At 55.7% G+C, this 22461-nt stretch carries 17 protein-coding genes; 4 read left to right on the top strand and 13 right to left on the bottom strand.

Features of this window, described 5'->3' with window-relative positions; all coding sequences use genetic code 11:
* Window positions 1-50: 50 nt before the first annotated feature.
* On the bottom strand, window positions 51-2558 hold the full coding sequence (gene spoIIE, locus NYE74_RS02880; RefSeq protein WP_082207599.1) for a stage II sporulation protein E: 2508 nt from the start codon (window positions 2556-2558) through the stop codon (window positions 51-53).
* 64 nt (window positions 2559-2622) lie between these two features.
* Here spoIIE and NYE74_RS02885 point away from each other — a divergent pair, with 64 nt between their 5' ends.
* Window positions 2623-2778, top strand: coding sequence for a hypothetical protein (locus tag NYE74_RS02885; RefSeq protein ID WP_155621562.1), 156 nt, complete (start codon window positions 2623-2625; stop codon window positions 2776-2778).
* A gap of 171 nt (window positions 2779-2949) precedes the next feature.
* Here the strand turns inward: NYE74_RS02885 and NYE74_RS02890 are convergent, their stop codons facing one another.
* The 4 genes from NYE74_RS02890 to yabP form a co-directional block, all read right to left on the bottom strand.
* A complete protein-coding gene (locus tag NYE74_RS02890; protein WP_036618103.1) occupies window positions 2950-3426 on the bottom strand; it encodes a S1 domain-containing RNA-binding protein in 477 nt (158 codons plus the stop codon).
* Window positions 3427-3543: 117 nt separating this feature from the next.
* Complete coding sequence (locus NYE74_RS02895) at window positions 3544-3903, bottom strand: FtsB family cell division protein (protein ID WP_051985144.1); 360 nt, start codon at window positions 3901-3903, stop codon at window positions 3544-3546.
* 21 nt (window positions 3904-3924) lie between these two features.
* A complete protein-coding gene (gene yabQ, locus NYE74_RS02900) occupies window positions 3925-4512 on the bottom strand; it encodes a spore cortex biosynthesis protein YabQ (RefSeq protein WP_036618104.1) in 588 nt (195 codons plus the stop codon).
* Complete coding sequence (yabP, locus tag NYE74_RS02905; RefSeq protein WP_036618106.1) at window positions 4509-4790, bottom strand: sporulation protein YabP; 282 nt, start codon at window positions 4788-4790, stop codon at window positions 4509-4511. The genes yabQ and yabP overlap by 4 nt, the downstream gene beginning before the upstream one ends.
* Window positions 4791-4972: 182 nt before the next feature.
* On the opposite strand from yabP, the gene NYE74_RS02910 reads away from it, so the two are divergent.
* Window positions 4973-6424 carry an aspartate ammonia-lyase gene (locus NYE74_RS02910; protein ID WP_082207600.1) on the top strand — a complete coding sequence of 484 codons (1452 nt, stop codon included), beginning with the start codon at window positions 4973-4975 and terminating at the stop codon, window positions 6422-6424.
* A complete protein-coding gene (gene hydF, locus NYE74_RS02915; protein ID WP_036618108.1) occupies window positions 6421-7674 on the top strand; it encodes a [FeFe] hydrogenase H-cluster maturation GTPase HydF in 1254 nt (417 codons plus the stop codon). The genes NYE74_RS02910 and hydF overlap by 4 nt, the downstream gene beginning before the upstream one ends.
* Window positions 7675-8430: 756 nt before the next feature.
* Here hydF and NYE74_RS02920 read toward each other — a convergent pair.
* The 4 genes from NYE74_RS02920 to mazG all read right to left on the bottom strand — a co-directional run bounded on the left by NYE74_RS02920 (window position 8431) and on the right by mazG (window position 12027).
* The gene (locus tag NYE74_RS02920; RefSeq protein ID WP_036623922.1) at window positions 8431-9549 is read right to left on the bottom strand and encodes an IS110 family transposase; all 1119 of its coding nucleotides are present in this window, start codon (window positions 9547-9549) and stop codon (window positions 8431-8433) included.
* A gap of 243 nt (window positions 9550-9792) precedes the next feature.
* Window positions 9793-10074 (bottom strand): RNA-binding S4 domain-containing protein, encoded by a 282-nt coding sequence (locus tag NYE74_RS02925; protein ID WP_341004577.1) that lies wholly within the window; start codon window positions 10072-10074, stop codon window positions 9793-9795.
* Window positions 10074-10346 carry an HU family DNA-binding protein gene (locus NYE74_RS02930; RefSeq protein ID WP_036618112.1) on the bottom strand — a complete coding sequence of 91 codons (273 nt, stop codon included), beginning with the start codon at window positions 10344-10346 and terminating at the stop codon, window positions 10074-10076. The genes NYE74_RS02925 and NYE74_RS02930 overlap by 1 nt, the downstream gene beginning before the upstream one ends.
* 184 nt (window positions 10347-10530) lie before the next feature.
* Window positions 10531-12027, bottom strand: coding sequence for a nucleoside triphosphate pyrophosphohydrolase (gene mazG / locus NYE74_RS02935; RefSeq protein ID WP_155621563.1), 1497 nt, complete (start codon window positions 12025-12027; stop codon window positions 10531-10533).
* A gap of 702 nt (window positions 12028-12729) precedes the next feature.
* Here mazG and NYE74_RS02940 point away from each other — a divergent pair.
* Window positions 12730-13848: an IS110 family transposase gene (locus NYE74_RS02940; RefSeq protein ID WP_036623922.1), complete on the top strand. Its 1119-nt coding sequence runs from the start codon at window positions 12730-12732 to the stop codon at window positions 13846-13848.
* A gap of 923 nt (window positions 13849-14771) precedes the next feature.
* On the opposite strand, the gene NYE74_RS02945 is transcribed toward NYE74_RS02940, so the two are convergent.
* The 4 genes from NYE74_RS02945 to mfd all read right to left on the bottom strand — a co-directional run bounded on the left by NYE74_RS02945 (window position 14772) and on the right by mfd (window position 22422).
* A complete protein-coding gene (locus NYE74_RS02945) occupies window positions 14772-16406 on the bottom strand; it encodes a polysaccharide biosynthesis protein (RefSeq protein ID WP_124333641.1) in 1635 nt (544 codons plus the stop codon).
* Between the two features lie 195 nt (window positions 16407-16601).
* Complete coding sequence (spoVT, locus tag NYE74_RS02950) at window positions 16602-17144, bottom strand: stage V sporulation protein T (protein WP_326047818.1); 543 nt, start codon at window positions 17142-17144, stop codon at window positions 16602-16604.
* Between the two features lie 612 nt (window positions 17145-17756).
* A complete protein-coding gene (locus NYE74_RS02955) occupies window positions 17757-18908 on the bottom strand; it encodes a peptidylprolyl isomerase (RefSeq protein WP_036618122.1) in 1152 nt (383 codons plus the stop codon).
* Window positions 18895-22422, bottom strand: a complete 3528-nt coding sequence (mfd, locus tag NYE74_RS02960; RefSeq protein WP_341004578.1) for a transcription-repair coupling factor — start codon at window positions 22420-22422, stop codon at window positions 18895-18897. Before mfd ends, NYE74_RS02955 begins: the two co-directional genes overlap by 14 nt.
* Window positions 22423-22461: the final 39 nt, after the last annotated feature.

Genomic DNA, 22461 nt, shown 5'->3' on the forward strand with positions numbered 1-22461 from the left:
AACCTTTCACGCAAAAAAAAGAACCTGAGGTTCTCACCTCAAGCCCTCTTCTAACTGACCGTACGCGGCCTTTCCAGCCGGCTGATCCCGGGGATATGCAGCGTTGACCACTGCGGCCGCAAGTGATCGACGGTGGCCACGGCGACGGTCATATCATCGTGAATGACGTTTTTCTGATAACGGATGACCGATTCGAGCAGGCAATCGGCGATCTCCTGCGGATCGTCGGCGTTGATTTCCTGGATCAGCCGCTTGATCCACAGCTCTTTGTTCACGGCCGGGCCCGGCGCATCGTAAATGCCGTCGGTCATCATGATCAGCGTATCGCCGGGATACAGTTGCACCGTCACCAGATCGACCTCGATGTCCTGAATAATCCCGATCGGCAGGTTGCTCGCCGAAACCGGGATCACCTCCTTTCCGCGTTTGATAAAGCTTGGGGAAGATCCGATCTTCATAAAGGTTGTGCGTGCCGTATATTGATCGATCAGCGCCATGTCGACCGTAGCGTACACCTCATCCGGCGAACGCAGCATCAGAACCGAGTTGACCGATTTGATCGCCAGCGTCTCCTCCATGCCCGACTGCAGCAGCTGCTCGAGAATGCTGAGCGCCGTGCTGCTTTCCAAGCGCGCCCGCTCCCCGTTGCCCATGCCGTCGCTGATGGCCACCGCGTAAGTGCCGTTGCCCAGCTCCTTGGCGCTGAAGCTGTCGCCGGACAGCAAATCGCCCCCTTTGGCGGTGCCGGCGACCCCGGTCGTAATTTCAAACGCTTTGGCCGACCCGAACGTAACGGTCGCAAGGCCTTCTTTTCCTCCGTGCATCGTCTCGTTCATCACCGCGATATGCTCACCCAAAATATCCGACAGCAGCGGGGCGATGATTTTCCGGCATTCATCAAACCCGCGCGTGTAAGCATGGACGATTTCAATTTCCACATTGCCGTGATCCAAATTGACGATATCGATGTTGTGGATCGACAAGCCCATTTTTTCCAAAGCCTCGCGGATTTGTTCCTCTTGCCGGTACATGGCTTGTCCTTCGCGCTTGATTTCCCGGGCCAGATCCTCCATTACCTGGGACACCCCGGACAATTGCTCGGCCACCAGCTGCCGGCTGTCGTATATTTGCTGTTTCCAGTGCATATCATGTTGGTAGAGTTCATATTCCCGCTTCATCACGTCCAGCACCTGGTCGGTTTTGACGCACAGCTTGCCCCACTTCGGAGGCAGCTCGTCCGGAGAAATGTCCGGCTTCTCTTCGATCGCCGTCATCATCTCCGTCATCAATTTATAAGTCTGATAAAATTTGCCGTCCCAGCACGTGCCGCGGCGGAAACAGGTGGCGCAGGCCCCTTCCGTCACGGCGTTCATGAAATGGTCGATTTCCTCGCCGCGCCTTACGATTTCGCCCGAACTGGAAACTTGGCCAAAGCTCCGGGAAAGCTGCTTAAAGACTTGGGAGAACTGCGCCACTCGCTCGGCCGTAATGTCGCGCACCCGCTTGGCATATTCATGCTGCGTTTTCACATGCTCTTGCGTGCCGGGAACATATTTGGCGATCACATTGACCGTTTTTTTCGGAGTCAGAAGGAACAGCAGCACCGCAGCGCAGCTCTCCCAAGTCGAGGACATCACGTCCGCAGGCCCGGCGATGTAAATGGAAAGAATCGAGGACCCGAGCAGCATGCCGAAGCCGACGGCCCATTTTCGCCCTTCCCGCATCATGCCGGCGAGCATGCCGGAAAAGGCCAATAAGCTCATTTGATAAAGCGCCGACGTGTCGGCCAAGCTTAAAATCAGCCCGGTTATGACGCCGACCGACGCGCCCAGCGGAGCGCCGCCCACGAAAGCAAACAGCAGAATCAGGTAGCGGGACAGCACATGCTCGGCGGACAACCCGGAAATTTCCCAGCCGACCGTACCAGTCATGACCGAGGCGAGCAAGATGACAAGACACAAAATTTCCTCACCCCGCAGGTGATATTGTTTTTTACGGTACGTAAAGATGGGGACCGCCTGGATAAACACCAAGGTGAGCACAAAGCTGAGCAGCGCGTCCATCACGGTCATCGTCAGCGCGTACCATGTGAGCGACGGCCCGATGACCGCGCCGAACAGTCCAACGAAAAACGTGCTTGTAAACACCATGATCGGCGCATAGGAAATGTCAGCCCGCTCAAACGCTTCCAGCCCTTTTTGCAGCAAATAGAAGATCAGCAGCTCCACCGCAATTTGGGCGGCATGCGCCTGCGCGCCCGGCGTAAACATGGCGCCCGCCACCATCACCGCCGCCGTAACCATAGCGATGTCCCGCCGCATAAATACCATGACGGCAAAAAAAGCTACCGCAAACGGTGCAAGCTCGTCCAATATCGTCGCCCGCCCAAGCAGGAAACTCATCAGGATCAGCAGCCCGTTCCATTTGCTCGCCGCAAAAAAACGCGCGGCCCGCCCCAAAACCGGCAGGTTTAAAATTTCGTTCCACAACGCCTCTTTATTCCATGCCTTTCCCTTTTTCAATCCTGGAAACAGAGTGACATTCCACTTGTTCAACATCCCGGCACCGCCTTTTCCAAATTTGTAAGGTATGTCCCATTATAGGAGCACGGGAGCGGAAAGTTTGTCAGATACCGGAGGAACGCCCAAAGAAATTTCCGACAAATTGAGAGGGGTTTACGAAACGGCGCGAATGCAGGCCCGCCATGACGGCGATTGCCCCGAAGCGTTCCTATGTTCGCATGGACTTTGCCATGCCCCCGCCGCCATAGGAGCGTGATCATCGTAAAATTGCGTAAGAACCTGTCGGGAAAAGCGAAGAGCCGACAAAACATCCTTTACTCCAGCAAAAGCCACAGAATTGCCATAATTTACCGCAAAAAAGCGCACAAAAAACCGCAGGCGAGCTTATCACCTGCGGTGGGTTTGAAGTTTTCGGTCACTTTAGGGATTACATTCGTTTGGCACCGCGTCCGCCGCGTTTGCCTTCCGTGTTCTTCTTGAGCGAAGAAATCCGCTCCTCGCTGTCCTTAAGGAAACGAGATACTTTGTCTTCGAAGGAAGATTTGTTGGCTGGGGGCTTGAAAGAGCGTCCTCCACGGTCCCGGTTGAATCCGCCGCCCGGACGGTCTCCGTCTCTTCCGCTTGGCCGATCTGTTCTCGGTGCGCGAGGCGGTCTAGCCTCTACCGGTTTGTCAACAGCCTGTTTGATGGAAAGTCCGATCTTACCGTCCTTATCGACATTGATTACCTTCACGGTAACCGTGTCGCCAATCTTCAGATGATCGTTAACGTCTTTAACGTAATTGTCGGCGATCTCCGAGATGTGAACGAGACCCGTGACACCTCCTGACAGATCCACAAATGCTCCGAAATGCGTGATGCCTGTCACTTTTCCCTCTAACTTGGTGCCCACTTCAATTGCCATAAAATAAAATGATCCTCCCTTAAAAATATACAGCCAGGCCTCGAAATTCATGACTGCGGTGATTTGATTATACCGAATGACTGAAACAAGGTCAACAGACGTATATCCCGCATGGGATCAGTCATTTCCGGCTTCGGATTCCGATACCCGGACCGGAATTTCCCCGGGCTTATACAGCCCGTATTTCTTCATGGCAATTTGTCCGATATATTCGGGATCTTGCAGACGGTTCACTTCATATTTAAGCTGGTTCAAGCTTTCTTCGGTCTGCTTCCCGGAGGCCTGCGTCTTGGCAAGCTGCTGCGACTTCTCGCCGATCTCTTCGGATTGGGAAATATACGTATACGCCGCCCAGCCAAGGAATACGATCATAAAACCGAGCCATAACCGGAGCCGCCGACGCGCCCCGACGCTTCCGGGCTTTTGAGAATTCCGAGGATTTTTTGACATCTTTGGATTTGTCGTAACCGCACGCATCAGGGACACCTCCTTAAAGCATCACTCTTTGATGAACCAGCGTAACAAACGCACAATACGATTCTTCCAGATATCCAGCCAACTCTTAAATTTGCTTAGCCCTTCCGGAATCCGCAGCCGCTTCCATATAGGCCTAAAGACCCACGAAATTAGCTTCCATAGCGGCAGCAGCGTGATCCGCCCGAGAAACAGCAGCACGATCCAGACAAAACCGAGCAGAAGCTTGGCTCCTTTGAACAACCAGCGGAACGGAGCAATGATGAAAAGCTGGATAATCCTTACGATAAACCGGTAAATTTGGTTAGTTATCCATATTAACATTAACACAAATCGTTCCGTTAGAACACTAAGAAGCAAAAAATAAATCCAAATACCTAGAAACAACCCGAGAAAAACATAGAACCTTAGTTCCCCATGATTGCTATGGTATAACACGCGAAATACAAACAAGGCGGCTGCCGCCCAATATACCAGGTCAAGGGCATGGACACTCCAGCGGGGAAAACGGAATTGTCCCGAGACGACGCGATAGCTGTCAAAGACGATCCCCATAATCCCCCCGGAGGCGAACATCCATAGAAGGGTCATCCACTGCGTTTCCAGATTCATCGGAACAGTTTGCCGAGCAATCCCTTACCGGACGGATGTGAACCCTGCTCCAAATACGACAAGGTGTTAACCAGGCCTTCAATGCTGACAAGCCCTTGCTCGAGGTTCAGGTTTTTAATATGTAAATTTTGTCCGCGGATTGCCAAATGCCCTAATTCGGTCTGAAGCAGAAACTCCTCATTGTCGAAGCTCTCCACATTGAGGACTCCCGAAATTTCCAGCAGCTTGCGATTCATTAAATGCAGCTCCTGGTGTTTTCCTTTCAATTGTTCGACCATGGCATGTACCCCTCCTTCTTACCAATAGCTTATGGACGAATTGTCGGCTTTAGAACCGGATAACTTGCAAGACTTCGCGTGATTTTCATTCTGGTTAAGTGACTTTCTTTACAGGATTTGGCAGCGTGTTTTTTTACGATAATTACGGAAGAAACGCAAGCGGCTTTTGGAGGCGAATCCTGATGGAGCAAGGTAGCAAAAACGGGGCCGGACATGGCGAAAAAAACCGCCGGGAATCCGATTCCCTAGGCAAAATGACAATTCCCGCCGACGTTTATTACGGGATTCATACGGCGCGGGCCATGGACAATTTTCCGGTTAGCGGAAGGCCGGTCAACCGCCGCCTGATCGCGGCGCTCGTGCTGGTGAAAAAAGCGGCGGCCGCCGTGAACGGCAAGCTGGGACTGATTCCGGCGGAAGTGGCGGAAGCGATTCTTTGGGCGTGCGACGAAATCAACGCAGGCGAGCTGCAGGACCAGTTTACGGTTGACGCGCTGCAGGGCGGGGCGGGCACCTCCACCAACATGAATGTCAACGAGGTCGTGGCCAACCTGGCCATCGAACGGCTTGGCGGGCAAAAAGGCGACTACGGGCTGGTTCATCCGCTGAATCACGTCAACTGCTGCCAGTCGACCAACGATGTGTACCCGACCGCGCTGCGCATCGCCGCGATCCGGCTGCTGCGCCCGCTCAGCGAAGCTTACGCATCTTTGCAGGAAGCGCTGCAGGAGAAGGAGCAGGAATTCGCGGACACGCTGAAGCTGGGCCGCACGCAGCTGATGGACGCCCTGCCGATGATGGCCGGGCAAGGGTTCGGCGCCTATGCCAAAGCGGCTGCGCGCGACCGGTGGCGGTTATACAAAGCGGAGGAGCGGCTGCGCGAAATTCCGCTCGGCGGCACCGCCATCGGGACGGGGCTTGGGGCCCCGCGGGCATACAGCTGCCAGGTGGTAGAGATGCTGCGGGATTTGACGGGGCTGGGTCTCGCCCAAAGCGAATATCCGATGGATCCGACGCAAAATTGGGACATCTTCGTCGAGGTGTCCGGCCTGCTGAAGGCGGCGGCCGTCACCCTGCTCAAAATCGCCGGCGATTTGCGCCTCTTGGCGTCCGGACCGGCCGGCGGCATCGGCGAATACACGCTGCCTGCCGTGCAGGCCGGCTCCTCGATTATGCCGGGCAAGGTCAACCCGGTCATGGCCGAGATGGCCGGGCTGACCGCCATGCGCGTCATCGCGAACGATGCGGCGATCACCATGGCCGCCGCCGGGGGCCAGCTCGAACTCAACGCGTTTGGCCCGCTGATCGCCGATTCCCTGCTGGACTCGCTGGAGATTCTGCAGCGGGCCGTGGAGCTGTTCGAGCGGCGCTGCGTGCGCGGGATCGCCGTGAACGAGGCGGTGTGCCGCGCGCATTTGCAGCGCTCCACCGTGTTGGCGACGGCGCTTGTCCCCCATTTGGGGTACGAGCTTGCCGCCGAAATCGCGGGTGCGGCCGCCCGGGAAGGCCAAACCGTGGAGCAGGCCGCCCTGGAGCGCGGGCTGCTGACCGCCGAACAGGCGGCCCGGATCCTGAACCCGCTTGAAGTAACCAAGCCGGGCATTCCCGGCAAATCAGGGAGGAACACGAGATGAGCTTAAACGCTACGCCGCGCGGAGAGCGGACGCATATTACGGTGTTGGGACGGACGAATGCCGGGAAATCCAGCTTGGTTAACGCCTTGACCGGGCAGGATATTTCCGTGGTGTCCCCGGTTCGGGGAACGACGACCGATCCGGTGTATAAAGCGATGGAACTGCTCCCGCTGGGACCGGTCGTATTGATCGATACCGCCGGGCTTGATGACGAGGGTCTGCTTGGCGGACTGCGCCGGCAGAAAACGCGGGAACTGATGGAGCGCACCGATCTCGCTTTGCTGGTGATCGACGCGGCGGAGGCCTTGCTTACGGGAGCCGATGCCTTTTATCCGGGCCTGCTCGCCGAGTTAAAGGAGAAAAACATCCCCGTGGTCGGGGTGCTCAATAAAATCGACACCATCGATGAGGTCGATACGGCGCGGGCTCGGGTGAAGGCGCGGCTAGGATTGGATTGCCTGCCGTTCAGCGCCGCGGCGGGGACGGGCGTGGCCGAGCTTACAAAAGCGATCACGGGCGCGCTCCCCCACGATGACGACCGTTTCCGGATCGTCGGCGATCTGCTCTCCCCCGGCGATGTCGTTGTGCTGGTCGTGCCGATCGACAAGGCCGCCCCCAAAGGCCGGCTGATTTTGCCGCAGCAGCAGACGATCCGCGATATTTTGGAGAGCGACGCCAGCGCCGTCGTCACCAAGGAACATGAGCTGCGGGCAACGTTGGAGCGATTGAAGGGGAACCCGCGGATGGTCATTACCGACTCGCAGGTTTTTCTCAAAGTGGCCGCCGATACTCCGAAAGAAGTGCCGCTGACCTCGTTTTCCATTTTGTTCGCTCGCCACAAAGGCGATCTGGGCGAGCTGGTCAAAGGCGCCCGGGCCATCGAAAACCTGCGCGACGGCGATCACGTGCTGATCGCGGAAGCCTGCACCCACCATCGGCAGTCCGACGACATCGGCTCCGTCAAAATCCCGCGCTGGCTGCGCCAGATGACGGGGAAACAGCTGCATATCGAGCAATTCTCCGGCCACAGTTACCCGCCGGACCTGACCCGCTATGCGCTGATCGTTCACTGCGGCGCCTGCATGCTGAACCGCCGCGATATGCTGCATCGCCTCGACGAGGCTAAAGCCGCCGGCGTGCCGATCGTCAACTACGGTGTACTGATCGCGTACATCCACGGCGTGTTCCCGCGCGCGATCGAGCTGTTCCCCTCCGTCATGATGGCTTGGGAGGAGTCGGCGGTTTTGTAGGCGCGAACCTATACTTTAGGCACGTGTTAGCGCGTGGTGTGCGGGAAGGGATGGACATTAGGCGTACCCCTCCGCTGCCGAAGTAGCAATAATTTTGGGTGTATTCCGGGATTTTCCTTCCCCCACCATTAGCGCTGCATCAATTCTGATCTGACAAGATACATTTTCTAGCCACACCAATATTCTAACGGTTGCCACTAGCGCTATTTGTTCCAGGAACGTTGATTTCAAATTGTAACGGTTGCCATGGCGCTTATTTCACTGAAATCCGGCTTAGTTTGCTTAGATTCAGGCAAATAACGGCGCTCACAACCGTTAAAATTTAGAATAGGACCTTTTTCGAAAAATAGCCGCTGTTACAACCGTTGCTATGAACGTTTTTGTCAAGCCCTCCGTGTGAGAGGTGCCTGAGCACGTGGCGCGAGAGCAAAAATGCGAGCGACGGTCGGCACGCTGCTATCCGTGGGTTGGTACCACATGTTATGCCTTCGTCAAGGAGAGCTCTTGCAAGCTAGAAGCGCACGTTCAGTTACTCACCTAGTGCAAACGGTTGACGCAAATTCTCTCCCGGAACCTTCGTTTGCTCCCGGGCCTCGTGCTCAGGCGTGAGCTTGTCAAGCGCTTTTCTTGACAAGCGGTTAGGTTCAAATCAACACTTTTCCTATTCCTCATTGGAAATGAGGAACGCCTCACGGCGAGTGTGGGGGTGCAGGGGGCAACGCTCCCTGCGTCTCCCCAAAGGGGACGGAAGGGGCGTTAGTTAGCCACCGGTTGTTCCACCGTTCGAGCAACAGCCCATATGAACCCGGTTAGCTCCCTGGCCACCGCGCCTACGGCCACATTTTTGTGTTTGTTCTTTCCAAAAATGAGATGACGGTATTTGTAATGCAATCTTTCTTGCGCTTTCCACGACAACAGTTGTATATCGGCCGGCATGCCATCCAAACGCTTGGCGAGATCTCCTTTCACCGCAGGCCGATGACGGTAGCTCCAGGCGGATTCCACCAAGGATCGGCGCAAGCGCCCGTTACCGGCTTTGGTCATACTTCCGCGCCGAGTACTCAGGCCGGTTGAACTCTCACGAGGAACCAACCCTAAATACGCCATGAGTTGGGCCGGGGAGCGGAAGCGAGTAAATGAACCGATCTCAGCAGCTAGAGTGACGGCCGTCAGTAGTCCAATCCCACGCAGGGACTGAAGCACCCGAATCAGAGTTGCCTTGGAGCCGACCGTGGCTTGCTGAACCAAGGCTTTTTCCAAACGCCCCATCCGCTGCTCGATCTCATTTAAGGTATGGAGCATCTCGTCGAAGGCTACTTGCATGGGCTCATAAGGGAATGTCAGTTGCTCCAGCCAGGAACGGTACTTCCGGGTCCAACGACGCTTTATCGTAGCCGGCGGTTCGATTTGATGGCGGAGCAGGAACTTCAATATCCGCTGGCGTGCCCGATGCGCGTCCTCTTTGGCGGCCTCCCGGGCGCGAACCAACTCCCGCAAAGCCTCGTCTTCCCGCTCCGGGACGTAGACAGGAGTCAATTCTCCTGCACGAAACAGACGGGCAAGCTGCTCGGCGTCCCGTCGATCCGTCTTCACGTGATCACCAGGGCGTTTGGGAATAAGCGACGGAGCAATGACAACGCAATGGGCTCCCATGGAGGTGATCCAGCGATAGGTTTCGTAACCTGTCGGACCTGCCTCATAACAAAACGATAGCGTTTCGGCCGGTCCCAGTTCTTTGATCAGCTTGCGCAGCGCCGCCGGAGTGTGAGGAATGCTCCCGTAATAGCGAGGAGTTTCACCGCTTGCATCTGCAATAGCAACCGAAATTTTTTCTTTGGATACATCTAAACCGACGAATTTTGTGGTAGACTGCATAGTATCAGCTCTCCTTTGCTATGTAGCTCTGAAATGGTTTGGTTTTCACTATCCATTTTAACCTACGAGATGTAGCAATATGGAGGGCTGTCTTTTGTTTACGTTCATCATAGCTAGATTTCCGGGTAGTTTTTCCGGGTAATCCTTTTACCGCTATTCCCCCCTGAGCTCGACAAAAACGGTAGCAAGAATGCAAAAAAACATGCCCCGCCTAAACGGGACATGCTCGTGGCCTGCCGCGAATCAGGTCCAATCCAGACCGTTACCCTTCGCGATCGGCTCTTCCTTAACCAAGGTATACAAGGTCGCAGCTTCATCCTTGCGGGTCGTTTCTGCCAGGCGCTCAACGCGGACGGTCACCAGCTTTTGGCCGAACTGTACCGTGATTTCGTCGCCCACCTTCACCGTACTGCTCGGCTTGGATTCGCGTCCGTTGATGAGAACTCTGCCTTGCTCGGAGACATCTTTTGCAACCGTGCGCCGCTTAATTAACCGTGATACCTTCAGGAATTTATCAAGACGCATTATTTTACAGCTTCTTTAAGTTTGTTGCCCGCTTTGAATGCCGGAACATTGGATGCCGGAATTTCAATCGTTTTGCCCGTTTGCGGGTTGCGGCCGGTACGGCCGGAACGTTTGCGGGTTTCGAACGTGCCGAAGCCGATCAATTGTACTTTGTCTCCGCCAGCAAGAGCATCCGTGATTTCGCCGAGAAAACCGTTCAATACGGCTTCAACGTCTTTTTTCGTCAAACCGCTTTTGCTGGAAATGTTGTTGATCAGATCTGTTTTGTTCATTAATAATGCCTCCCAATAAATAAAAAGATAGGTGATACCTTGGCACTACAGGCAAAAAGCCTGATTTAAAGCCATTACGATATCTTTGTAACAGTATTCTTGCTTTACGTTTAAAATCCTGCCCGGACCGTAACTTTTTTTTAATTTTTTCGCGAAAAAACCGAATTTTAGGCCTTTTATCCCATTATTCCCGTTCTTTCGACTTAGCTTCCTCCCATAGTACATCCATTTCCGACAAGGAGCTATCGCCCGGCGTTTTCCCCTGGGCTCTCAGCCGTTCCTCCACATAATGAAACCGCCGGGTGAATTTGGCGATCGTCCGTGACAGGGCCTGCTCGGGATCGGCGCCGATATAGCGGGCCGCGTTAACGACCGAGAACAGCACGTCCCCCAGCTCAAGCTCCTGCGCTTCCGGATCAAGCTTGTCCTGCACCGCTTGCTTGAGTTCGGCGATCTCTTCCTCCAGCTTGTCCCATACCCCGTCGATTTGCTCCCAATCGAAGCCCGCTTTGGCTGCTTTTTTTTGCAGCTTGTAAGCCTTCATCAAAGCCGGCAAATCGCGCGGCACCCCGCTAAGGGCCGATTGCTGCTCGGGCTTGATGCCTTTGCGCCGTTTTTCTTCGGCTTTCATCGCTTCCCAGTTGTTCAGCGCCGCTTCGGCGTCCTCCGCGCTCAAATTGCCGAATACGTGAGGATGGCGGTAGAGCAGCTTTTCGTTCAGTTCGCGGATGACGTCGTATACCGTAAAGGTGCCGAGCTCTTCTTCCATTTGGGAATGGAGCATGATTTGCAGCAGCAGATCGCCCAGTTCCTCGCGCATATGGTCGGGATCGTCGTCATCGATCGTTTCGAGCACCTCGTACGTTTCTTCGATGAGATTTTTGCGGATCGACTGATGCGTTTGCTCGCGGTCCCACGGGCATCCGCCGGGGCTGCGCAGAATCGTCACGATTTCGTGCAGGCGCTCGAAGCTGCGGATGCGCAAGGCCTCGTCTTCACTGGCCGGCACGTAGACGAGCGACAGATTGCCGTACCCATCGATGCGGTCCAGCTCATACAGCGGGATACGCCGGATCTGCTCCTGCCCGGCGACGCCGAGGGCATGTCCGACAACGACGGGATAATCGTCGGGGAATACCTCCATCAGCCCGAGCTTCACCTCCGACGCGGTAAGCTGGTCGTACACCTGGCCGATCAGCGTATGCCGGCGGGGGTCGATCCGTTCCCCATTAACGGCGGTTGCGTCAAGCAGCGCAAACCCCTCGATCGGGTCGAACCCGAGGCGGACAAACGCTTCATCCAGGAAACTCTCGCCTCCAACAATCTCCAGCTCGATTCCGGATTGCGGGCAGTGCTCCCGCAGCAGCTTGACCGTCGCCTCGGCAACCATCGGATGGCCGGGCACGGCATAAACGATTTCCATGCCTGCCGGGCCGTATTCGGCCCGCTTAAGCAGCCGTGCGGCAATTTCCTCATAGACGGAAGGAAAATCCTCCTTCGCTTCGTACACGTCGTCGAACGAAACGAACGAGACCCCCGTCTCCTCCAGCCAGGCCACGACCGGATGGTCTTTCGTCCGCACGTACCGCTCCCCCGCCCCCTGAAGGCTTTTCAGGCTTCCCAAGGTCAGCTTGTCGGGATCGCCCGACCCGAGCCCGACGACCGTAATGCGAGCGCTCATGCTCTCTTCCTCCCTCTGCTTCAGTCCGTTTCTGCATGTACCTAATATACCACTGCCGGAGCAAAATATGAAATCGGGCAGGGCAAGCCAAACCGCGATGCGGACAACGCTGCACTCTAACGGACTGAGAAGACGCTAAAAATACGTGTTCAAAAAGTCAAGTTTTCAGCACCGAAGCTTATGCTTACGATGTGCGTTTCTTCAAAACGCTTTAGGTCGGATGAAGTTAGGGACGAAGTAGCGGAGCTAATCGCTTTTGGAGAAAACGGCTCCAGAAGGATAGGCTCTTGGAAGGTATGTGAGCAACTGAAATGTTTCCGTAGGAAACATGCTTCGGAAGCATCCGCCCCACCCGGCTGAATTCAAGACTCCACGTCGAATTTGCTTCGTAACCTGCTTCGTGACCCGCTTAATGGTCAAAAGATGACTTTTTTGAATTGCCTCTAGAAGCAATTTTCGCATCATTCCCCAGCTAACGGACACAAGAGACGCTATTGCCGGAAAATTCCGCTGGCGTTGCATAACGCCTGCACAAAATCTCCGGTACACCTTGCCCGCTATTCCATTTAGGATCACGCCAGAAATCTAGCTATGATGAACGTAAACAAAAGACAGCCCTCCATATTGCTACATCTCGTAGGTTAAAATGGATAGTGAAAACCAAACCATTTCAGAGCTACATAGCAAAGGAGAGCTGATACTATGCAGTCTACCACAAAATTCGTCGGTTTAGATGTATCCAAAGAAAAAATTTCGGTTGCTATTGCAGATGCAAGCGGTGAAACTCCTCGCTATTACGGGAGCATTCCTCACACTCCGGCGGCGCTGCGCAAGCTGATCAAAGAACTGGGACCGGCCGAAACGCTATCGTTTTGTTATGAGGCAGGTCCGACAGGTTACGAAACCTATCGCTGGATCACCTCCATGGGAGCCCATTGCGTTGTCATTGCTCCGTCGCTTATTCCCAAACGCCCTGGTGATCACGTGAAGACGGATCGACGGGACGCCGAGCAGCTTGCCCGTCTGTTTCGTGCAGGAGAATTGACTCCTGTCTACGTCCCGGAGCGGGAAGACGAGGCTTTGCGGGAGTTGGTTCGCGCCCGGGAGGCCGCCAAAGAGGACGCGCATCGGGCACGCCAGCGGATATTGAAGTTCCTGCTCCGCCATCAAATCGAACCGCCGGCTACGATAAAGCGTCGTTGGACCCGGAAGTACCGTTCCTGGCTGGAGCAACTGACATTCCCTTATGAGCCCATGCAAGTAGCCTTCGACGAGATGCTCCATACCTTAAATGAGATCGAGCAGCGGATGGGGCGTTTGGAAAAAGCCTTGGTTCAGCAAGCCACGGTCGGCTCCAAGGCAACTCTGATTCGGGTGCTTCAGTCCCTGCGTGGGATTGGACTACTGACGGCCGTCACTCTAGCTGCTGAGATCGGTTCATTTACTCGCTTCCGCTCCCCGGCCCAACTCATGGCGTATTTAGGGTTGGTTCCTCGTGAGAGTTCAACCGGCCTGAGTACTCGGCGCGGAAGTATGACCAAAGCCGGTAACGGGCGCTTGCGCCGATCCTTGGTGGAATCCGCCTGGAGCTACCGTCATCGGCCTGCGGTGAAAGGAGATCTCGCCAAGCGTTTGGATGGCATGCCGGCCGATATACAACTGTTGTCGTGGAAAGCGCAAGAAAGATTGCATTACAAATACCGTCATCTCATTTTTGGAAAGAACAAACACAAAAATGTGGCCGTAGGCGCGGTGGCCAGGGAGCTAACCGGGTTCATATGGGCTGTTGCTCGAACGGTGGAACAACCGGTGGCTAACTAACGCCCCTTCCGTCCCCTTTGGGGAGACGCAGGGAGCGTTGCCCCCTGCACCCCCACACTCGCCGTGAGGCGTTCCTCATTTCCAATGAGGAATAGGAAAAGTGTTGATTTGAACCTAACCGCTTGTCAAGAAAAGCGCTTGACAAGCTCACGCCTGAGCACGAGGCCCGGGAGCAAACGAAGGTTCCGGGAGAGAATTTGCGTCAACCGTTTGCACTAGGTGAGTAACTGAACGTGCGCTTCTAGCTTGCAAGAGCTCTCCTTGACGAAGGCATAACATGTGGTACCAACCCACGGATAGCAGCGTGCCGACCGTCGCTCGCATTTTTGCTCTCGCGCCACGTGCTCAGGCACCTCTCACACGGAGGGCTTGACAAAAACGTTCATAGCAACGGTTGTATTAGTCGCTATTTTGCCAAAAAAGACCCTTTCTAAATTTTAACGGTTGTGAGCGCGGTTATCTGCTCAAATCTGAGCCCAAATCGCCGGGTTTTAGCTAAATAAGCGCTATGGCAAGCGTTAGAATATGAAAACGGCGTTATTGGAGCTAATAGCGGCTGTGGCAACCGTTAGAACGTGGTGGCGAGAAAATGTATCTTGCCGGATTTAATGCAACGTTAGTGGGAAAATTTGCTGTTTTGGCAGCCATTTGGACTAATTAACGTCTCACCTGTCCGTTAGAGCGGAATCAGGCGGAAAATTGGGCGCTTAGGAGCTCTGGTGTCCGTTAAAGCCTGGGGGCCAGGGAGCTCGTGCTTCAGTGGTCTGGACGGCTGCCACCATGGCCTGAGGCAATGATCGCGGTTAGGCCTCGGTTAGGCCTCTGGCGGGCGGCACCGCCGCGGCGGCGAGCGTATATGCCGGCCTGTGCTACGGCAAACACAGCTTCCGAAGCCGCGGCAGCGAGCGTCTGCGCCGAACGTGCTACGGCAGCAGACGCAGCTTCCGAAGCCGCGCCAGCAGCTTCGGGCCGATCCGCGGCAGGGCGCTAAGCTCTGCCGCGCTGAGCAGCCGCGCGCGCAGCACCGCGGCGGCAAACACGGCTGCGCCGAGCAGCACGCCGAGCAGGCTCTCCGCCGCGGCCGCCGTACGGCCGGGCGGCAGCAGCTCGGCGACGGCGAGGCGCAGCGCCGTCACGGCGGCGGCCATCGCCAGGAGGGCCGCCGCCGGGCGCAGCAGCGCGTCCCGCAGGCGCGGACGCAGCCCCGCGCGGCGCAGCAGCAGCGCAGCGTTCAGCGCGGCGGCCGCGCCATAGGCGGCGATGCCGGCGATGGCCGCGCCGGTGATGCCGAGCCGCGGCACCAGCAGCGCGTTCAGCGCCGCCTTGAGCAGCGCCGCCGCGAGCAGGTGCAGCGCCGGAGCGCGCTGGGCGCCGAGGCCCTGCAGCAGCGCGCTGGTCACGACCATCAGCGCGCCGGGTGCGGCCGTCCAGGCGATCCAGGCAAACGTGGCGCTGCCGGCCGCGTCCTCATAGAGCATCACATTGATCGGCTCCGCGAGCAGCGCCAGCCCCAGGGACGCCGCCAGCCCGATCAGCCAAAACCAGCGGAGCGCGGTTTGCGTTTGCCTGCGTATGGCGGCGGTGTCGGATTTCATCCGCAGTTCGGCCATCGCCGGGATAAACAGCACCGACAAAGAAGTGGCCAGCATGGTCACGAGCTGAACGAGCGGGATGCCCCGGTTGTATATCCCTACCTGCCCCATAACGCGTATCTCGTCCCCATGGACATTCAGCAGGCGCGGCAGCGAGAACGTGTCCACCAGGCTGATCAACGGGACCGCCAAAGCGGCCAGGCTGATCGGAATCGCGTATTTCAAGAGCGCCGGAAAAAGCTCCCGTCTCCCCTTTGACGGCGGAAAATTACGTTGCCGTGCAGGTTCTTCGGGCGACGATTCCAAGGGTCCCCTTTTCGCAAACCGCCAATACAGCAGCATGATCAGCAGGCTGGCGGCCGCTCCCGCGGATGAGCCGGCCAGCGCGCCGCCGGCCAGCGCGGGGTCGCCCGCCGACATCCGGCTCAAATAGAGCAGCAGCACGATCATGACGGTGACCCGCACCGCTTGTTCGGTGACCTGCGATACGGCTGTCGGCAGCATATTTTGCAGGCCTTGATAATACCCCCGCAGCGCGGCGCTGACCGGGTAAAACAGCAGCGCCGGCGCGGCCGCCTGCAAGGCCGGGACGATCAGGCTGCTGCCGATCAAACGCGCCAGCAGTGGAGCTCCAAAGTACAGCAGGATTGCGCCCGCCGCGCCGAACACCATCATCATGGCCGCCGCCAGCCGCAGAACCTCGCGTTGTTCCGGTACGTTGCCTACGGCATGGCGTTCCGCCACAAATTTAGACACGGCGGCTTGAAAACCCGATGTGGTCAGCGTAATGAGCAGCGTATAAAAAGGATACACCGTATTGTAAATGCCAAAAACCCCGTCGCCTCCGATATTCTGCAGCGGTATTTTCTGCAGAGTGCCCAGCAGCTTGGTCAAAATCGCCGCCAAACTTAGGATCGCCGCTCCCTTCAGGAGCTTGGAAGCCAGGGTAACGCCAGGTTCTTTCATGGTTTCCCTTTCTTTGCACCTTTAGATAATGGACATGCCAAAGCTTGCAGGTTCCATTATATGACGAAACCATGGGTTGCGGCCAATTTTCGGCGGTTTAACGCAAAAAACTTACACATCCGCTCCGAACGGCCGGCCGCCGCGTAAATCGGGGGTGTGTAAGCTTGAGAATGACACAGGTGAAAGGAGTCTCGTTTACTGCTCCATTTGCTTGGCCAGAAAGCCTGCGGCCGTTTCCGCCATTTTCGACTCCAACTCCGACATCTTCACGGAACTGTCTTTCGTTAGCAAAACGACGGTCCCGATCGGATCGCCTCCGGCAATAATCGGCGCAATGACGAAAGACGAAATGTTCTCCGGATGGTCCTTCGTAATTTCGAATTCGCTCGCTTCCGTTTCCATTAGGATTTTGCGCCCATCCATGCTGTTTTCCAGCAGCGTACTGATCGGCTTGTCCAAATATTCCTTTTTCGACGCCCCCGCCACCGCAATCAGCGTATCCCGGTCAGAGATCAGCGTAACATGTCCCGTGCTTTCGTACAACGACTCGGCATACTCCTTGGCAAAATCGCCCAATTCGCCGATCGGCGAATATTTTTTCAAAATGACTTCTCCATCGCGGTCCACAAAAATCTCCAGCGGATCTCCTTCACGAATCCGCAAAGTCCGGCGAATTTCCTTAGGGATGACGACGCGGCCCAAATCATCAATACGGCGTACAATACCAGTAGCTTTCATGTCACATGTTGCCCCGCTTTCTTAGAAGTTTTGAACTACTGCTTCTCGGATATAGCCTAAACAAAAACCAGTTCTATATACGATCTCTTATGCAAAAATCTGCCGGACGCAGACAAAAGTGCGATCCAAGCTTGCGAAATGCCGCTGACCGATGCCTGAGGCGGGTAGGGATTTGGTGTACCTGTGATTCTGTCCTTAGTATTCATCCCTAAAGTGCACCTTATTCATCATATTGAACCATCATTTTTAAAAATAGCCCCCCCTCCCCGTAAATGTCTGGTTAAGAAAAACCGTCGGAGAAATTCACTCCGGCGGTTAGTTTGATGCGCTGCGTGGGAAGGGGGGATAAGGAGGCAACCTTCTGTTAGCGGAAACAGCGGTAATTTATGTCGCTATTTTGAGATTTTATCCATTCTGGGTTAAATAGCGGAACTTTTTTCCCTTATTTGGGGAGCCAGCTTGAAAAAAAGCATCTTTTTTCCTCATCCCTCTATAATAGCGGTAAAAAAAACCTTTATTTCTGGTATGTCCCTCTTTTTGACGAAAATAAGGCCCTTTTTTACCGCTAAGTCAGCGACCGCTCAGCAGCTGCCCTCCTCAAGCCATCGTCGTTTATTTTCCGGCATTGCCGCTGCCGGTTCCCGCGCCGGAATTGTTGGCGGCCCCGCCGCCGCTGTTCCCCGACGCCCCGGCGTTTCCGGCTCCATCGGTTCCCGCGTTTGTGCCCGTACCTGCGCCTGCATTCGTACCGGTACCGGCCCCGCTTCCGGCGCCTGCGCCGTTATTCGCCGCGTTGCCGCTGTTGTTCTTCGGGGTTTCCGTTTTCGGAAGATTAATTTTCTTGATGATCTTCTTCTCGAGATCCCCAGCCATGAACTCGTCCACTTTTTGGGATGCAACGGACATTTTTAGCTGGTCTTTTTCATCCTGCGTCAAATCCTCGTATTTTTTCTCGTTACGCGATTCGACGCGGATAATATGGTACCCGTAGCTTGTTTTGACCGGATCGCCGATTTCGTTGATCGGCTGGGTCAAGGCAGCCTGCTTAAACTCCTCAACCCATCCGCTGACGTTGGCATTTTCATACAATCCGCCGTTGTCCTTGGAACCCGGATCCTCGGAGTATTTTTTGGCCAGGGTGGCGAAATCCTCGCCCTTGTCCAATTTGGCCTTGACGTCTTTGGCTAATTTGAGCGTTTCTTCTTCGGAGCGTTGCTTGCCGTTTGGATCAGTAAACCCGATCAGGATATGGCGGACCGAAGCCGTCGTGAAGTTTTCCTTCGCCGCTTCGAATTCCTTTTTCATATCTTCTTCCGTAACCTTGTTCTCCTCGTTTTCCATAGCGATGTAAAGGCGGTTGAAATAATCTTTGACTTCCGCCTCGGACACTTTCTGGGCGTCCAGCATTTTTTTGAACGCATCGGCGCCGCCGTAGGAGGCCTTCATCATTTCGAGCTGCTGCTCCGCCTTTTTCTTCCCGGCTTCCGCCGTCTTGTCATCGGCTTTCGCCGCCAAATACTTGTACGCAATTTCCTGTTTGAGCAGATACTCGCGGAATTCGTCCATCTGCAGCAGTTGTGCCGCCTGCGGCGAAACCGCCAGCAAGATGCGCTGGTCCAAATCAAATTCCTTCGCCGTGATCTCCCCGCCCTCGTAAGTGGCGACAACATCCTTCTTCCCGCATCCCGCCATGATGGTAAAGGCAAGCACCGCCACAAGGGCAATCAGCAGCGTTTGCCAGGAACGCCTTTTACTTTGAAACATCTTGTAGTTCCCCTTTCGCTTTGAACGCATCCTTCAGGGCATTCAGAAATTGCTCCAACAAGCCCATCAACGCTTTGTCGTCCATTCCTTTGATATTGATCCGAATCAGCATCACGGACCCTTGAATAAATTGTACACGTCTTCCGAACAGATTGCCAACTTCCGCGAGCTTGGCGGGTACGATCGTCTGTTCCCGGCCTTCGTAGAACTTGACGGTAACTTCTTCTCCACGCAATGCGATCGATTCGATGCCGTACTTCTTGCCGTACAACTTCACCCTGGCTACGGACAGCAGGTTCTGCACCGCTTCCGGCAATTCCCCGAAACGGTCAAGCAGCTCGTCCTCCAGCTCCGCCACGTCCTCAAACGAGGTTGCGGAAGCCGTTTTCTTGTAAATTTCAATTTTTTGCATGCTATCGTAAATATAATCCGAGGGCAGATAAGCGTCGATGCCGAGATCGATCGTCGTATTCCAATGCGTTTCCGCAGGTTCGGCTTCTCCGAGCATGGTCACTTTGCGTTTCTGGATTTCTTCGGCCAGCATCTGCGAATACAGGTCAAAGCCGACGGAGGCGATGAAGCCGTGCTGCTCCGCCCCCAGCAAATTGCCCGCGCCGCGGATGGCCAGGTCGCGCATGGCGATTTTGAAGCCGGAGCCGAGCTCGGTAAACTCCTTGATCGACTGCAGGCGCTTTTCGGCCACTTCGGTCAGCGATTTGTCTTTCTGGTAGGTAAAGTATGCATAGGCGATCCGGTTGGACCGGCCGACCCGGCCCCGCAGCTGATAGAGCTGCGACAGACCCATTTTGTCGGCATCGTGCACAATCAGCGTGTTGACGTTCGGAATGTCGACGCCGGTCTCGATAATGCTGGTGCTGACCAGCACGTCGTATTCCCCGTCGAGGAAGTCGAGAATCGTCTTCTCCAGCTCCTGCTCGGACATCTGCCCGTGACCGACGCCTACGCGGGCATCCGGGACGAGCGCCGAGATCTGCGCCGCCATCTCGTGAATTCCCTGTACGCGATTGTACAGGTAGTAGATTTGCCCGCCCCGGGCCATTTCGCGTTCGATCGCTTCGCGCACCAGCGCCTGGCTGTATTCGACCACGTAGGTTTGCACCGGGAACCGGTTTTCCGGCGGCGTTTCGATGACCGACAAATCCCGTACGCCAAGCATCGACATATGCAGCGTTCTCGGGATCGGCGTCGCCGTCAGGGTAAGCACGTCCACATTCGTTTTCAGCTTCTTCAGCTTCTCTTTATGCGTTACGCCAAACCGCTGCTCTTCATCGACGATCAGCAAGCCCAAATCTTTGAACACCAGATCCTGGGACAATATCCGATGGGTCCCGATCACGATGTCCACCGTGCCCTGGCGGAGCCCCTTGATCGTCTCGTTCTGCTCCTTGCGGCTGCGGAACCGGCTCAGCGTCTGAATATTGATCGGGTAACCGGCAAACCGTTCGCGGAACGTTTCGTAATGCTGCTGCGCCAAAATCGTGGTCGGCACCAGCACCGCGACCTGCTTGCCTTCGATCGCCGCTTTGAAAGCGGCCCGGATCGCCACCTCCGTTTTTCCGTAGCCAACGTCGCCGCAGAGCAGGCGGTCCATCGGCCGGTTTTTTTCCATGTCCTTTTTGATTTCTTCGATGGCCCGCAGTTGGTCCGGCGTCTCCTCGTAAGGAAACATTCCTTCGAACTCCTGCTGCTCCGGCGAGTCCTTCTCGAAGCCATACCCCGGCGCCGCCTGCCGCTCGGCATACAGCTTGATCAGATCGTCGGCGATATCCTGCACGGAGGAGCGGACCTTGTTTTTCACCCGCTGCCATTCATTGCCGCCGAGCTTGTAGACCTTTGGCTCTTTGTCTTCGGAACCGACGTATTTCTGAATCATGTCGATCTGTTCGATCGGAACGGACAGCTTGTCGCCGCCGGCATACATGATATGCATGTAGTCTTTGTGGATCCCGCCGACCTCGAGCGTACCGATCCCCATATATTTGCCGATCCCGTGGTTTTGGTGAACGACGTAATCGCCGACCTTCAGCTCGGTGTAGCTTTTGATCCGTTCGGCGTTGTCCATGCTTTTGCTGGCGACGCGGCGCACTTTGCGCTGCTTCTGGGAGAACATCTCCCCTTCGGTGATGACAACCAGATGCACGGAAGGCAGCTCAAAGCCCGACTGCAGATTGCCCTTCAGCAGTGTCGGCTCCTCGATCCCGTAATCCTGCAGCACCCGCCGCATCCGGTCCATGCGTTCCTCGCCGCTAGCCAGCATGATGACATTGGCGCCGCTTTTTTTCCAGCGTTCCATTTCCGCCTTCAACACGTTCATTTGCCCATGGAAGTCCTGCATCGTCCGACTAACGAAGTTGAGAATGTTCTGCGGCTGGGAGTGCGGAACCTGGCGCAGGAACAAGGACAGAAACAGCGTTTGAAACGGACGGTGGTACAGCACATGGTCGGTCTCCACCGCCAGCGGCAGTTCCGGAAGGCTTTTGCCGTTTTGCAGCAAATGCAGATTCCACTCCGATTCATCGCGCTCCAGCTGCTTGGCCGTCTCCAGCAGGCGCGCCGGTTCGTCCAGGATGAGCAGCGTGTCGCTCGGCATATAGTTATACAACGTTTTTCTTTCAGGGTAGATCAAAGAAATATATTTATAGATTTCCGGAAAATACACATGCTCCCGCAGCAGCTCGATCTCCTTGGCGATTTCCTCCTGCAGCTTGTTTTTCGCCTGGCGGTCGGCCATTTTTTCAAGCTGCCGATCCAGGCGTTCGGACGCGGCTTGAGCCGCCGCCTCCAGCCGGTCCGGGGAAGCGATCAATTCCTTGCAAGGGGGAACGAACACTTCCTTGACCTGGTCCACCGAACGCTGGTCGGACGGATCGAAGGTGCGGATGGAATCGACTTCGTCATCGAACAATTCCACCCGGTAAGCCATCGCCGAGGTCAGCGGGTAAAAGTCGATGATTCCTCCGCGCAGGCTCATTTCCCCACGGGATTCAACCCGTTCTACACGTTCGTAGCCAAGCTCGATCATTTTGTTCAGGAAGTCGCCATGCTGAATCGTCCCTCCGAGGGTAATCGTAAGTCCGGCCTCTGCCATTGTTTCCGGCGTGGGAATAAACCGGCGGATGCCGGAATAAGGCACCACCACAACGCCCCGAAAGCCGCGGGAGCATTGCAGCAGCACCTCGATCCGCTGGGCCAGCGTTTCCGGGCTGGATACGGCCGATTCGGCGGCGACCAGCTCGTTGGCGGGATAAAGCAGCACTTCGTCCGGTGAGAGCGCTTCCTGTAAATCTTCATAAATTTTTTGGGCGGCGAACATATTGTGGGTTACGACAAGGAGCGGTCGCTTCACCTCCTGGTGCAGCGCGGCCAGCATCACCTGTCTCGTCGAACCGGATAACCCCGAGAGCAATTGCTCCTTCATACCGGAGTTGACGCCGGCGACCATCGAAGCAAAGTCGGTATCCCGGGAAAAAGCTTCTATTAGCGCTTGTAGCAAGTGTGGCACCTCTCTTACTGCTTATTCAATCTATTGACC

This window comes from Paenibacillus sp. FSL P4-0127 (assembly GCF_038007325.1).
GTDB classification, from domain to species: domain Bacteria; phylum Bacillota; class Bacilli; order Paenibacillales; family Paenibacillaceae; genus Fontibacillus; species Fontibacillus macerans.